The organism is Marinospirillum sp. (genome assembly GCF_035271045.1).
GTDB lineage: Bacteria > Pseudomonadota > Gammaproteobacteria > Pseudomonadales > Halomonadaceae > Marinospirillum.
This window is the reverse complement of sequence record NZ_DATESC010000007.1, coordinates 84,621-98,565: the sequence shown is the minus strand read 5'-3', so window position 1 is coordinate 98,565 and position 13,945 is coordinate 84,621. Positions and strand designations below refer to the sequence as shown.

Genomic DNA, 13,945 nt, shown 5'->3' with positions numbered 1-13,945 from the left:
AAGATTAAGCGCCTAATACAGTAAAAATTTGCTGACGAATATCATCAACACTGCCCATGCCTTTAACTTGAGCATAAGTAGGTGCTTGTTCTGCATCTTGCTTAGCCCATGCTTGATAATACTGAACTAAAGGCGCTGTTTGGTCATGATAAACCGTTAAACGGTGACGCACGGTGGCTTCATTATCATCTTCACGCTGAATTAAATCATCGCCAGTCACATCATCTTTACCTTCCACTTTAGGTGGATTGTAAACTAAATGATAAGTACGACCTGACGCTGGGTGAACACGACGACCCGCCATACGTTCAACAATGTCTTCATCTTCAACGGCAATTTCTACTACATAATCCAACTTAACACCGGCTTCTTTCATGGCATCGGCTTGTGGAATGGTGCGTGGAAAACCATCAAACAAAAACCCCTTAGCACAATCTGGTTCATTAATACGGTCTTTAACTAGACCAATAATAATATCATCAGAAACTAAGCCACCGGCGTTCATAATTTCTTTCGCTTTTAAACCCATTTCAGTACCGGCTTTAACGGCAGCACGCAGCATATCACCCGTAGAAATTTGTGGAATACCAAATTTTTCACAGATGTGCTGAGCTTGTGTACCCTTGCCGGCACCTGGTGCTCCTAATAGAATCAGACGCATACTTGTCTCCTTCAATATTTTATTATGATGTTATAGGAATAATGTGGGTAAATTTTAAAGGTAAGACAATACATGGAGTCCCTGAAGCTGACAAGCGCCAAGGACTAATACTCTAGGCGTAATAATGCATTTATACTGATAAAATACAAACTTAATCCACTTGAAAAGCACTAATCGCTTGTTGTAATTGCTCAGTGGTTAAAGCCAAAGCTTGGCTAGCACTGGCCGTTGCTTGAGCACCCTGCGCGCTTTCATCAGCGCCATCACGAATACGGCTTAAATTTGCATCTATTTCGGCGGTTACTGCAGACTGCTGTTCAGCAGCGGTGGCTATTTGCTGATTTTTTGCATCAATTTGCTGCACTGCTTGCAAAATATAACCTAAAGCCTTACTAACTTGGCGTGATTGTTCAGCAGTAACTTCTGCCCTGTCGTGGCTTTTCTCTATGTGCCCAACAACACTGGCAACACCTTGATGCAAATCTGTAATAATGTCTGCAATTTCATGGGTTGAAGCCTGTGTACGGCTGGCTAATGAACGTACTTCATCGGCCACTACCGCAAAGCCTCGCCCGGCTTCACCAGCTCTGGCTGCTTCAATCGCTGCATTTAAGGCCAATAAATTGGTTTGTTCGGCAATGCCTTGAATAACCTCTAACGCACTGCCAATCCTTGAACTGCGCTCAACTAAAGATTGACCAGCACTGGCTGCATCCTGTAAAGAAGCGGCTAAACGTGACATACGCTCACTCATTTCACCGGCTAAGACTTGACCTTGCTCTGCTTGATCGCGGGCTTGTGCTGTCGTGCTTGCAGCGTCAGTGGCGTGCTCGGCAACTTCACTGGCAGTAACACTCATTTCATTCATTGAACTTGCCACCAACTCTGTTTCTTGTTGCTGAGTATGGCTAGTTTGCTGCGCTTGACTGGCTGAAACAGCAACCAAATTAGCTTGCTGAGTGACCTGTTCAACACTGCTTCTAACCGTAAAAACTAATTCACGCATTCTAGCTGCCATACTAGCAAATGCTTCTGTTAGCACGCCCATTTCATCAGCACTGATCGTTTTAGGTGTAACACGTAAATCACCATCGGCTAGAATTTTTACGCTATGCAATAAACTACGCACATTGCTATGAATCGAAACGTAAAAACAAGAATAAAGATAACCAATCGCCAGCACCTGTAAAAACAACAAAACACCCATTGTCCATAAACGCTTAGCTTGCGCGGCTTCTGCGGCTTGTAAATAAAGATCAGAGCGGTAGGTAAATGCTTCACCCACGGTTAAAACCACTTGCTGTGCAACTAAACCTTGATTATAAAAAACCGACCAATCACCATCAAAACGAGAAGCAAACAACACTTTTTCTTCTAAATTAAACTGAAAATCATCAATAGCCTTAGCTATCTGATCATTTAACGGTTGTAAATCTTTGGCTAACTCAGGTGCTTTAAATATCAAGCCATCTAAACTTTCTTGCCAACTAACTTTTTGGCGGTTTAACTGATCGACCGCACTGTCTAGCTCTGTACTACTAATAGAATCCATGAACTTTTGCAGTAAAACCTGACTGCCATAATTACGGCCTTGGCTAATGCTAGTTAACAAACTTGGCAGCTGATTATTTAATAACAATTGCAATAACTGCACTTCAGTCCGTGAATCACGTATTAAATCGCTACTTTGCCGTAAAGTTTGCAACAAATGATACGCGTCATTAACTAGTGGCTGATAATAAACCAACGCCATATTTGGACTGCCTAAACGCTGTTGTGGTTTAAATAAAGCCTCTGCTTGCTGCCCTAAACCTGTTAAAGCGGTTTGCAGATTAATGTCAGGTAATTTTTGAGTCGCTATCTGCTGTAGTTCATTAAAGTGCTGCTGCCATGCCTTACTAATTTGACTTAATTGTTGGCGTAACTCAGGCGTTTCTCGACTGTCTGCCAAAGCAGCTAAATCACGGTATTGCTCAGACAAAGCAATCAATTTTAATGATTCAGCCTGTAAACTTAAACCATCGCGCTCATGCTGTAGTTGGCGTAAATCATTCCAAAGCTGCTTCGTTTGCACACCGCTTAATACAATCAGCGGCAGCAAAAAAAACAATGCAATTAAAGTAAACTTTTGGAAATACACCAAGCGATTCATAAAAGCCATGCCTGGCATTAAAAGTGCTTTGAACATTATTTGACCCTCGGTAGGTACCCTATTATTTTTGTTGGAACCTTTTGCTAACCTTAACGGATACTCAAAAAAAATCAAACGTATGTTTAAGTTTTTAAATAAAAAAACTTCCGCGATAAACGGAAGCTTTTGTATTCATACAAAAAAACGAAACATTAACCTACTAAGCTAAAGCAACATTTTACGAATATCACTTAATTGCTGGGCAAGGTAAGCAGTAAAACGCGCGGCATCGGCACCATTAATCGCACGGTGATCGTAAGACAAGGACAAAGGCAGCATTAAGCGTGGCAAGAAGGCTTTGCCGTCCCAGATAGGTTTCATGCTTGCTTTAGAAACACCCAGAATCGCTACTTCAGGTGCATTAACGATCGGCGTAAAAGCCGTACCGCCAATCGAGCCTAACGATGAAATCGTGAAACAACCACCCTTCATATCATCACTTTTAAGCTGCTTTTTCTGCGCTCTAGCCGCTAAATCGGCCGATTCTCTAGCCAGCGCATAAATACTCTTTTTGTCAGCGTCTTTAATCACTACAACCAACAAACCATCCGGCGTATCAACAGCAAAACCTACGTTGATGTATTGCTTCCAGATCAAAGTATCGCCAGTTGCGCCCAAAGATACATTAAACTGAGGGAAAGCTTTTAACGCCAAAGCACAGGCTTTAATCATAAAAGGCAGCGGTGTTAAACGCGCACCTTGCTTTTCAGCTTCTGCTTTGACTGATTTACGAAAATCTTCCAAGTCAGTAATGTCGGCTTCATCAAACTGAGTCACGTGCGGCACATTTAACCAAGAGCGATGCAAGTTAACCGCACCGGCTTTTAGCAAACGTCCCATCGGCTTTTCTTCAATTTCACCAAACTGGCTGAAATCTTGAACTGGAATCGGTGGAATGCCTGCGCCACCCGCAGCAACCGTACCGCTGCTTGCCTTGGCTTGCTGCATGACTTGTTTAACGAAATTTTGTAAATCTTCTTTAACAATGCGACCTTTTGGACCAGAACCCGATACTTGCGTTAAATCGACACCGAGTTCACGGGCTAACAAACGTACCGCAGGGCCTGCATGAACCTTGCCAGAAGTCGCAGCGCTAGCAACAGGCGTATTAGCTGGCAAAGTGGCGGCTAATTTACTAGCAGCAGGCAATGACGCTACAACTTCTGGTGCTGTAGCAGCGGATACTGAAGTTGCAGCAGCAGGTTTAGAAGCAGGTATAACAGCAGCACCCGCTACTTCAATAAAACCAATTAAGTCGCCTTCAGCAACCTTATCGCCTACCTTAACTGCTAATTCAACCAACTTACCCGCATAAGGGCTGGGCACATCCATAGAAGCCTTGTCGGTTTCTAAAGTAATCAGCCCATCTTCAACGGCTAACATATCACCAACGCTTGCTGAAACTTCAACAATTTCAACCGCATCACTACTGCCGATATCAGGTACGCGAATTTCTTGGCGGCCCAGCGTTGCAGCAACAGACGTTGCGGTTTCAGCCATAGCAATGACAGGCTCAGGCTGTTGAACAGTAGCAGGTTCAGCCGCTTTTTCAACTGCAGTAGTTGCAGCAACGCCTTCGACTGCAATCTCAAAAATAGGCGTGCCTTCGGTAACTTTATCGCCAAGGCTAATTAACACTTTGCTGACGGTACCCGCCACTGGGCTAGGAATGTCCATGCTGGCTTTATCAGATTCCAGCACAATTAACGTCGTTTCTTGTTCAATGCGATCACCGGCTTGAACGCTGATTTCAATCACTTCAACAGCATCACTGCTGCCAATATCCGGTACTTTAATAATTTCGTTACTCAAAGTTTATCTCCTGAATTTGGTTGCAATCGTTGCTTAACAAGACCCTTAACAATACAAAGGGTCTGTTTTAGCAGGATCAATGCCATACTTAGCCATTGCTTCACTGACTGTTTTCGCAGCAACCTCACCACGATCAGCTAAGGCTTTAAGCGCAGCAACCACCACAAAATAACGATCCACCTCAAAGAAATAACGTAGTTTTTCGCGTGTATCAGAACGCCCAAAACCATCCGTGCCTAGCACTTTATAATCGGTTGGAATCCAAGCACGTACTTGATCCGCATACAATTTCATGTAATCCGTTGCAGCAATCACTGGCCCATTACGATCTTCTAACTGTTGGGTAATAAAAGCTTTTTTCGGTTCGGCTTCGGGATTTAAGAAGTTGTGACGCTCAACCTGCAACGCATCACGGCGCAGCTCATTAAAGCTAGTGGCGCTCCAAACGTCGGCTTCTACACCCCAATCAGCTTTCAGTAGCTCAGCAGCGCGTTCAACTTCACATAAAATAGTGCCAGAACCCATTAGCTGTACTTTTTTCGTCGATGAACCTTGTTTGGCTTCAGCACCTTCTTTTAACAAGTACATACCCTTAATAATGTGCTCAGCAACATCGGGGCGGCTGGGCATTTCAGGGTGAGCATAGTTTTCGTTCATCACGGTGATGTAATAAAAGCAGTTTTCTTTAGCTTGATACATCCGCTGCATGCCATCTTGAATAATCACCGCCAGTTCATAACTATAGGTAGGATCATAAGTACGGCAATTAGGAATAGTGCCTGCTTGCAAATGGCTATGACCATCTTGGTGCTGCAAGCCTTCACCATTTAATGTTGTACGACCGGCTGTACCGCCAATCATAAAGCCACGCGCTTGCAAATCACCCGCGGCCCAAGCCAAGTCACCAATACGCTGAAAACCAAACATGGAATAGTAAATATAAAAAGGCACTAGCGCGTAGTTGTTATTGCTGTAACTGGTAGCAGCCGCCATCCATGCCGACATAGCACCCGCTTCAGTAATGCCTTCTTCCAGCATTTGACCTTTTTGATCTTCCTTGTAGTACATAATCTGCCCAGAGTCTTCTGGCTTGTATTTTTGACCTTTAGCTGCATAAATGCCCAATTGACGAAACATACCTTCCATACCAAAGGTACGCGCTTCATCGGGCACAATCGGTACAATACGATGACCAACTTCTTTATCTTTAGTTAAACCCGTTAAAATTCTTACAAAAGCCATGGTCGAAGAAATTTCACGGTCTTTAGTGCCCTGTAACATGGCAGCGTAAGCTTTGTCGTTTAAAGCAGGTACTTTTAACGCTTCAAAATCAGCACGACGCGAAGGCACAAAACCATTTAAAGCTTCACGCGCACGGTGCATATAGCGCATTTCTGGGCTGTCATCTTCCGGCTTATAAAAAGGCACATCTTCTAACTGCTTGTCACTTAAAGGAATGCCAAAACGGTCACGGAATTTCTTCAGCGTATTTAATTCGAGTGATTTAACCGAGTGAGTATCGTTACGCGCTTCACCTTCAGCACCTGTGCCATAACCTTTAACGGTATGCGCTAAAATAACCGTTGGGCGACCATTGGCGTTGTGTACAGCCTCATGGTAAGCCGCATAAACCTTATAGGGGTCATGTCCACCACGGTTTAAGCCATAAATGTCTTCATCGGATAAATCATCAACAATTTTCTTTAGTTCAGGATTGTCACCAAAAAAATGCTCACGCGTATAAGCGCCGCCGTTGGCTTTGTAGTTTTGGTATTCACCGTCCACCACTTCATCCATGCGTTTTTGCATTAAACCTTTAGTATCTTTTTCAAACAGCGGATCCCAATGACGACCCCACACCACTTTAATTACGTTCCAGCCAGCGCCACGAAAAACACCTTCAAGTTCCGACATAATACGGCCGTTACCACGCACCGGCCCATCAAGGCGCTGCAGGTTACAGTTCACCACAAAAATTAAGTTATCGTAGTTTTCACGACCAGCTAAAGAAATAGCGCCCAAAGATTCTGGCTCATCGCACTCACCATCACCCATAAAACACCAAATTTTACGGTCAAGCAGCGGTTTTTGTTCGCGTGAATCTAGGTATTTCATTACGCGGGCTTGGTAAATGGCTTGAATAGGACCTAACCCCATAGAAACCGTTGGAAACTGCCAATAATCAGGCATTAACCAAGGGTGCGGATAAGAAGAAATGCCTTTGCCATCGACTTCTTGACGAAAGTTATCTAGCTGCTCTTGGCTTAAACGCCCTTCTAAAAAAGAACGTGCATAAATGCCCGGCGCACAGTGACCTTGGAAGTAAATCAAATCACCTTCAAAATCATCTTTAGGGGCGCGGAAAAAATAGTTAAAGCCCACATCATAAAGGGTTGCACTGGACATAAAACTAGAAATATGACCACCGATGCCCGCATTAGCACGATTGCCACGCATCACCATCGCCATCGCATTCCAGCGAATTAACGAACGAATACGGCGCTCCATAAATACATCGCCTGGCATCCGCTGTTCACGCGAAACAGGAATGGTATTACGGTGCGGTGTAGTAATAGAAAAAGGTAATTGAGAACCATCACGGCGCATACGCTCAGATAACTGAGTCAGTAAAAACTTGCCGCGCTCCTCGCCTTCATGTGTAAGTACCGAGTCCAGAGAATCTAGCCATTCCTGAGTTTCTGCTGGGTCTAGGTCTTTAACCTCCTGATTCATATAACGTCTCCACTTATATTTGTATTGAAATGAACAAAATACAACCTGACTTGTAGCTTAGCTACATAATTAACCTATCAAGCTGTTTAGAAATGAGTAAAAAATAGCCAATCAACCTAAACCAATGTTGCACCGCACCATCAACATACCTAAGTTACAAGGGTTTAAATAAGAATCGTAACGCCGCCCCAGCCTTGTAATTTTACTACAAAACACAGCAAAAAAAAGCCCTGCTCAATAAATAGCGTTTTTTACTCACGCTAAAACCAGAAAATCACACCCACCGCTGTCACCGCAACCCACACGGCTAAAGAGCGCCACACCCTTTCTCGTAAATCCATTAATTCTTCATCAGCCGCTGTAGTCATCATTTCTGGGCGCGGATAATAAGCAGATTCAGTAGATGCTTCTCGACTTAACACCCCAAACCCCGTCATTAACTGACGATTCAAAAAAATCTCAGTCGAAAGTTTCCAACGAAAAATATCAGTAATAAACTGCCGCAAACCCAATAAAGGCCGCCCAGTCAAAGCTAAGGTTAAGCCCATCAACCTTGCTGCTGGCCATTCCAATGCCTGTTGAAAACTCAATACTTCCTCATCTAACGCAATGGCTTCACGCTGAGCATTGTTAATCGCTTGCTCAGTTAAACGCGCTAATAAAGCACCAACAGGACCTAGCAATAAATACCAAAACAACACCAAAAATAACCGATCAAAAGCAAACACGACTAACCGTGAAATGACTCGCGCATGAAGCGTTTTACTATCTTTTTCATCCAAAGATTCAGTAATAATTTCGGCTGCATAATAATGCGCTGCTTGGTTATCTTTTTGCCGCCAAGCAGCCAAATAACGCTCAATCCAAACTAAATCACAACGCCGACCTAAAGCATAAATCACCGTTAACAAGTGAATTGCCAAAACCGGCAAATACCAATAAACACCATCAATCCACCAAAGCAACAACCACAATAAGGCGATTACCGGCATAACGCTTAATAAAAAAACAGCGGACGAACCTAAGCTTTTTTGCCTACGTTTAGCCACAAAAGCTTGCCAAATAGCAAAAGCTTTATCTAAAGGTAACGTTAGCTTTTTTCCATAAAAATTACGCAACAACAAGACGGCTAACATAACAAAGAATTTCATTTACCACTCCTTCAAAAAGCGTTTAGATGCTGCTGATAAGCTTGCCAATCAAAGGCTTTGCCTGGGTCAGTTTTTCGATTGGGTGCAATGGCATCATGCCCACAAATGCGCTGTTTATTTAATAAGGGGTATTCAGCCAAAAGTGCCACAGTTACTGCCACTAATTGCTGATATTGTACTTGAGTGTAAGGTTGATTATCTGAGCCTTCTAGCTCGATACCTAAAGCAAAATCATTGCATTGCTCGCGGCCTTTAAAACTAGAAATCCCAGCATGCCAAGCACGTTTATCAAAGGCAACAAACTGCACTAGCTCACCCGTGCGGCGAATCAATAAATGTGCAGATACTTCAACACCTTGCAAAGGTTCAAAATAAGGGTGCGCAGCAGCAGGCAAACAGCCAGTAAAAAGCTGCTCAATGCCTGCACCGCCATATGTTAAAGGTGGTAAAGCAATGTTATGAATAACCAGTAAACTAATTTCATCACTTGGGCGTTCGTTAAAAAAAGGAGACGGGCAACGCCTTGCTGCTTTTAACCAATGGTTTTCAATCTGCATTATACTGCCTACACTTTAGCCGTTTAAAATTTGCTAGCAATTAAAAAACTTGCGGAGCCATTATGAAAAACTACATCACTTTACAGGTACAACAAGCCTTAGCAGAAGATATTGGTAGCGGTGATATTACCGCACAACTGATTCCTGCCAAAACGTTAAGCCAAGCCCGCATTATTACGCGTGAAGATGGCGTATTTAGCGGCGGCGCTTGGGTTAAAGAAGTATTTAAGCAGCTAGATTCACGTGTACTGGTGTCTTTATTGGCTAAAGAAGGCGAAAGAGTGTTGGCCGGACAAACCCTGTTTAAACTTGAAGGCCCAGCCCGTGCGCTGTTAAGTGGTGAACGTACTGCACTTAATTTTGTACAAACACTGTCTGCCATCGCCACCCGTTGCCGTGAGTATGCTGACCTAGTGGCTCACACTCAAGTGCGCTTATTAGATACACGAAAAACCTTGCCAGGTTTACGCCTTGCCCAAAAATACGCGGTTACTTGTGGTGGCTGTTTTAATCATCGCATGGGGTTATACGATGCATTTTTAATCAAAGAAAACCACATAGCCGCCGCAGGCAGCATTGCCAAAGCAGTAGCAGCAGCTCACAAGCTAGCAGCGGGTAAATCAGTAGAGGTGGAAGTAGAAACTTTTGACGAGCTAGCACAAGCCTTAGCTGCTGGTGCCGATTGGATAATGCTTGATGAGTTTTCAATTGAAGACACATACAAAGCAGTGCTGCAAACCGCAGGCAAGGCAAAACTAGAAGCCAGTGGTGGTATTAATAAGCGCAACCTAGTAGCTATGGCAGAAACAGGCGTGAATTATATTTCGCTGGGTATTCTAACCAAAGACATCAAAAGCTTAGATTTGTCGATGCGAATCATTAAATAAACAAAAAAATGGTTTAACTTGACTAGGCTAATTAAAGCACTAAACAAGTTAAACCTTTTTAAATACGTTACCACAGTATTTAATTAATTCTGATAGATGAAATTAGTAAACAATACTTCAGCTAACAAGGGTTGCCCGACTTCACGCGTCAAGGCTTCGTTTAATGCTTGTAATAATTGTTGGCGAATACGCTCTTGACCATTAGGCGTGACCACATTATTCTCATTTTGCCGTGTTAAAATTAGCACAACTGTATTACGCACCAAAGGTAATTGCTGCTCAAGGACTGCCTGAGACTCTAAACCTTCAACCATTAATGTCATATCAATTCTGACATATTTTAAACGCCCAGGACCACCATAATTAGTCACAAAACCCGGTGTTAATGGAACATAATAAGTGTTTGATAAAGTTACTTCTTCTTCAGCGGCGGCTGTTACTGAAAGTGTTGTAAACAACATTAGAGCCAGAACGACTAAAAAGGCACTAAAACGCATAATTAACTCCCTAAAATACTTAACTTACTAACCACAGCAAGTTTATGGGTAAAAGATCACCAAGACTAGCTCAACTCTGACGTAAAAACTGTATAGAAGCTGTAAAGTATTAATCCAAACTAATACCCAAATTACTAGCGCCTTGATTATTCGCTAATTCACGTAACTGACGAATTAATAACGGATGCGGTATATTCGCTGAAGTGACCTGCACTAACAGCTCATCTTGAAATGCATTTTCATCATCCATCAGCGGCTGGCTTCTTAACCAAGTGCTTTCATGTTGCTCGTCAAAATCTTCTGGCAATTGTTTTACCAAAAACTGCCGTACAGTCGAGCGTGATAATTTACTAGCACGAATGGCATTTTCTTCATCAGTTTGTAATGCTTGCTCGATGGCCAACTCAACAGCCATCGCTGCATCTAACGCAGGGTAAACACCATACATATCATAAGCATCAGGGTCTGGTTGTAACTCAGGTAACTTTTCTTGTTGTACTGCCCAGTTAATTTTTGCTTCTTTGGTTAACTGGCTTTCCCACAACAAACCCAATAATTTATTTAAAGCACCGGCTTCACCAAAGTCAACAGCTTCACAAAACAGCTGGTAATTCACACTGCTGCGCTGCGCCAAAGCAGTAATAAAAGCTAACTGCTGCCAAGGGCTTAACGCACGTAACTGCTGGTTAAAAGATAACGGTTTAATCTCAGTCATTTAAGCTTCCCAGCCTTCAGCGCGATGCTTGGCTTGTAAGGCAACATAATTAGCGGCGGAATAACTAAAGAAACGCCGCTCTTTTTCAGTAATTTCGCGTAATTCACGCGCTGGATTACCGGCATAAACGTAACCAGTACGCAATTTCTTGTTAGGTGGCACCAAAGCACCAGCCGCAATAATCACCTCATCTTCAACAACAACGCCGTCCATTACAATCGCGCCCATGCCTACTAAAACACGATTACCCAGCGTACAGCCGTGTAGTATGGCCTGATGGCCAATGGTTACTTCCTCACCAATAATTAGCGCAAAGCCATCAGGGTTATAATCACTCGCATGGGTAATGTGCAGCACAGCACCGTCTTGCACGCTAGTTGCTTTGCCAATACGAATCGCATTCATATCACCACGTATAACCACCATCGGCCAAACAGACACATTTTCGCCCAATTCCACATCACCCAACACAACAGCAGTGGGGTCAACAAACACACCCGCAGCTAATTTGGGCGTAAAACCCTGATACGTTCTTATTGTCATTAACAGCACTTCCTAAAATTTTAATAAACCAATCTATAAACCAAACAATAAGGCAAGCTTAACGCCCTAACAAGTTTTTGTCAGTTGAAACCCCTATCCTTAGCCCTCATATATTTTGATTCGCCAGTCTTTTTCTATGGAGTTTTTTATGAGCGTCAGCAATCCTTTACTGAATATCACTGATTTACCGCCTTTTGATAAAATTCAGCCCGAGCACGTTACCGCAGCGCTAACAACTTTATTAGCAAAAAACAAAGCCACCGTAGAAACCACGCTTAAAGCAGCGCAAGCCAGTAGTAACCTAACTTGGCAGCAGTTAATTACGCCACTTGAAGAAGCCGATGACTGCTTATCCAGCAGTTGGTCGCCGGTTAGCCATTTAAACAGCGTAAAAAACAGCCCAGAACTACGCAAAGCTTACCAAGCGTGCTTGCCTAAGCTTTCAGAATACGCCACTTGGTTTAACCAAAACCCTGAATTATTTAAAGCCTACCAAGCCCTTGCTAATAATAAAGAAGCTCAATTAAATCCAGCGCAACAAAAAATGCTCAGCAATGCGCTTAGGGATTTTCGTTTAAGTGGCGTGGATTTACCTGAAACCAAAAAACAGCGCTTTGCACAAATTCAACAACGCCTTTCAGAATTAAGTAATCAGTTTTCTAACCACACCTTAGATGCCACTCAAGCTTGGACAAAGTTAGTGACGGATGAAAGCCAGCTAGCTGGTTTACCAGAAACCGCTAAAGCATCGGCTAAAGCAGCGGCTAAAGCCAAAGACCTAACTGGCTACTTGTTTACCTTAGACTTCCCTAGCTTTCAACCAGTCATGACCTACGCTGACAACCGTGAATTACGCCAAGAAGTCTATACCGCCTTTGTTACCCGTGCTTCAGATCAAGCAGCCAATACTACTTTTGACAACGCCCCATTAATGGAAGAAATTTTGGCACTTAAAACAGAAAAAGCGCAGCTGCTAGGTTTTGAATCCTATGCACACCTTTCTGTTGAACGTAAAATGGCACGCAACCCTGACGAAGTTTTGGCATTTTTAAATAATTTAGCCACCAAAGCCTATCCGCAAGCACAACAAGAGTTTGCAGAATTAACAGCATTTGCTCAGCAACAAGGTGTGAGTAACTTAAAAGCTTGGGACGTGGGTTATTATTCCGAAAAGCTGCGTCTGGCACGTTACAACCTTAGCCAAGAAACACTACGCCCGTGGTTTTCAGCAGATAAAGTCACTGCTGGATTGTTTGACGTTATCAGCAAGCTATTTAATGTCGAATTTAAACACAATGCCAGCATCACCACTTGGCACAAAGATGCTCACTACTATCAAGTGCTGCGTAATGGTCAACCGTTAGCCGGTTTTTATTTAGATTTATTCGCGCGTGAAGGCAAGCGTGGTGGTGCGTGGATGGATGTTTGCCGCAACCGCCGCCGCACGGCTAGTGGCGAAATTCAATTGCCCGTTGCTTATTTAACCTGCAATTTCACACCACCTGTTGGCGATCAACCCAGCCTGTTAACGCATAACGAAGTCACTACTTTATTTCACGAATTTGGGCACGGCTTACACCATATTCTAACCCAAGTTGAACTAGCTGATGTTTCAGGTATTAACGGTGTTGCTTGGGATGCAGTAGAGCTACCCAGCCAATTTATGGAAAACTTCTGTTGGGAAAGGGAAGGGCTAGACTTGTTTGCCAAGCACGTCGAAACGGGCGAGCCTTTGCCCGAAGCGCTGTTTGAAAAAATGCTAGCAGCAAAGAACTTTCAATCCGCCATGCAAATGGTACGCCAGCTAGAATTAGCGTTATTTGATTTTCGCCTGCATTTAGAACTTAAACAACCTAACGCCCAAGCCATTCAAGCCTTATTAGATGAAGTGCGCCAAGCCGTCAGCGTTGTACCTACGGCTGAATTTAACCGCTTCCAAAATAGTTTTTCACACATTTTTGCTGGTGGTTATGCGGCGGGTTATTACAGTTACAAATGGGCAGAAGTTTTATCAGCCGATGCCTTTAGTGCTTTTGAAGAAGAAGGCACTTTTAACCAAAAAACAGGTCTACGCTTTTGCCAAAGCATTTTAGAAAAAGGTGGCTCAGAAGATGCAATGGATTTATTTATCCGATTTCGAGGCCGTGAACCCAACATTGATGCATTGCTGCGGCACGCTGGCATTACTGCCGCTTAAT

At 43.3% G+C, this 13,945-nt stretch carries 11 protein-coding genes; 2 read left to right on the top strand and 9 right to left on the bottom strand.

The annotated features are described in order from the left end of the window. Positions 1 to 4: 4 nt before the first annotated feature. The 6 genes from adk to ampD all read right to left on the bottom strand — a co-directional run bounded on the left by adk (position 5) and on the right by ampD (position 9,105). Positions 5 to 661, bottom strand: coding sequence for an adenylate kinase (gene adk / locus VJY63_RS03120; protein WP_324048279.1), 657 nt, complete (start codon positions 659 to 661; stop codon positions 5 to 7). 151 nt (positions 662 to 812) lie between these two features. Continuing rightward, positions 813 to 2,849, bottom strand: coding sequence for a methyl-accepting chemotaxis protein (locus VJY63_RS03115; protein WP_324048278.1), 2,037 nt, complete (start codon positions 2,847 to 2,849; stop codon positions 813 to 815). A gap of 168 nt (positions 2,850 to 3,017) precedes the next feature. Then, positions 3,018 to 4,664 carry a dihydrolipoyllysine-residue acetyltransferase gene (gene aceF, locus VJY63_RS03110; RefSeq protein ID WP_324048277.1) on the bottom strand — a complete coding sequence of 549 codons (1,647 nt, stop codon included), beginning with the start codon at positions 4,662 to 4,664 and terminating at the stop codon, positions 3,018 to 3,020. 45 nt (positions 4,665 to 4,709) lie between these two features. After that, the gene (gene aceE, locus VJY63_RS03105) at positions 4,710 to 7,397 is read right to left on the bottom strand and encodes a pyruvate dehydrogenase (acetyl-transferring), homodimeric type (protein ID WP_324048276.1); all 2,688 of its coding nucleotides are present in this window, start codon (positions 7,395 to 7,397) and stop codon (positions 4,710 to 4,712) included. Positions 7,398 to 7,657: 260 nt separating this feature from the next. Beyond that, the gene (gene ampE, locus VJY63_RS03100; RefSeq protein WP_324048275.1) at positions 7,658 to 8,548 is read right to left on the bottom strand and encodes a regulatory signaling modulator protein AmpE; all 891 of its coding nucleotides are present in this window, start codon (positions 8,546 to 8,548) and stop codon (positions 7,658 to 7,660) included. An 11-nt stretch (positions 8,549 to 8,559) separates the two neighbouring features. Beyond that, entirely contained in the window at positions 8,560 to 9,105 is a 546-nt protein-coding gene (ampD, locus tag VJY63_RS03095) for a 1,6-anhydro-N-acetylmuramyl-L-alanine amidase AmpD (protein WP_324048274.1), read from the bottom strand. A gap of 62 nt (positions 9,106 to 9,167) precedes the next feature. On the opposite strand from ampD, the gene nadC reads away from it, so the two are divergent. Continuing rightward, on the top strand, positions 9,168 to 9,992 hold the full coding sequence (gene nadC, locus VJY63_RS03090) for a carboxylating nicotinate-nucleotide diphosphorylase (RefSeq protein ID WP_324048273.1): 825 nt from the start codon (positions 9,168 to 9,170) through the stop codon (positions 9,990 to 9,992). Positions 9,993 to 10,075: 83 nt separating this feature from the next. Here the strand turns inward: nadC and VJY63_RS03085 are convergent, their stop codons facing one another. The 3 genes from VJY63_RS03085 to VJY63_RS03075 all read right to left on the bottom strand — a co-directional run bounded on the left by VJY63_RS03085 (position 10,076) and on the right by VJY63_RS03075 (position 11,747). Further along, a complete protein-coding gene (locus VJY63_RS03085; protein WP_324048272.1) occupies positions 10,076 to 10,489 on the bottom strand; it encodes a flagellar basal body-associated FliL family protein in 414 nt (137 codons plus the stop codon). A 109-nt stretch (positions 10,490 to 10,598) separates the two neighbouring features. Next, entirely contained in the window at positions 10,599 to 11,204 is a 606-nt protein-coding gene (locus tag VJY63_RS03080; protein WP_324048271.1) for a YjaG family protein, read from the bottom strand. Next, complete coding sequence (locus tag VJY63_RS03075; RefSeq protein WP_324048270.1) at positions 11,205 to 11,747, bottom strand: gamma carbonic anhydrase family protein; 543 nt, start codon at positions 11,745 to 11,747, stop codon at positions 11,205 to 11,207. It abuts the gene before it with no gap. A gap of 148 nt (positions 11,748 to 11,895) precedes the next feature. Here VJY63_RS03075 and prlC point away from each other — a divergent pair, with 148 nt between their 5' ends. After that, entirely contained in the window at positions 11,896 to 13,944 is a 2,049-nt protein-coding gene (gene prlC / locus VJY63_RS03070; protein WP_324048269.1) for an oligopeptidase A, read from the top strand. Position 13,945 lies beyond the last annotated feature (1 nt).

Excerpts from the sequence above, each read along its gene's own strand:
- adk (WP_324048279.1), bottom strand. The coding sequence starts at position 661 with ATGCGTCTGATTCTATTAGGAGCACCAGGTGCCGGCAAGGGTACACAA.
- VJY63_RS03115 (WP_324048278.1), bottom strand. The coding sequence starts at position 2,849 with ATGTTCAAAGCACTTTTAATGCCAGGCATGGCTTTTATGAATCGCTTG.
- aceE (WP_324048276.1), bottom strand. The coding sequence starts at position 7,397 with ATGAATCAGGAGGTTAAAGACCTAGACCCAGCAGAAACTCAGGAATGG.
- ampE (WP_324048275.1), bottom strand. The coding sequence starts at position 8,548 with ATGAAATTCTTTGTTATGTTAGCCGTCTTGTTGTTGCGTAATTTTTAT.
- ampD (WP_324048274.1), bottom strand. The coding sequence starts at position 9,105 with ATGCAGATTGAAAACCATTGGTTAAAAGCAGCAAGGCGTTGCCCGTCT.
- nadC (WP_324048273.1), top strand. The coding sequence starts at position 9,168 with ATGAAAAACTACATCACTTTACAGGTACAACAAGCCTTAGCAGAAGAT.
- VJY63_RS03085 (WP_324048272.1), bottom strand. The coding sequence starts at position 10,489 with ATGCGTTTTAGTGCCTTTTTAGTCGTTCTGGCTCTAATGTTGTTTACA.
- VJY63_RS03080 (WP_324048271.1), bottom strand. The coding sequence starts at position 11,204 with ATGACTGAGATTAAACCGTTATCTTTTAACCAGCAGTTACGTGCGTTA.
- VJY63_RS03075 (WP_324048270.1), bottom strand. The coding sequence starts at position 11,747 with ATGACAATAAGAACGTATCAGGGTTTTACGCCCAAATTAGCTGCGGGT.
- prlC (WP_324048269.1), top strand. The coding sequence starts at position 11,896 with ATGAGCGTCAGCAATCCTTTACTGAATATCACTGATTTACCGCCTTTT.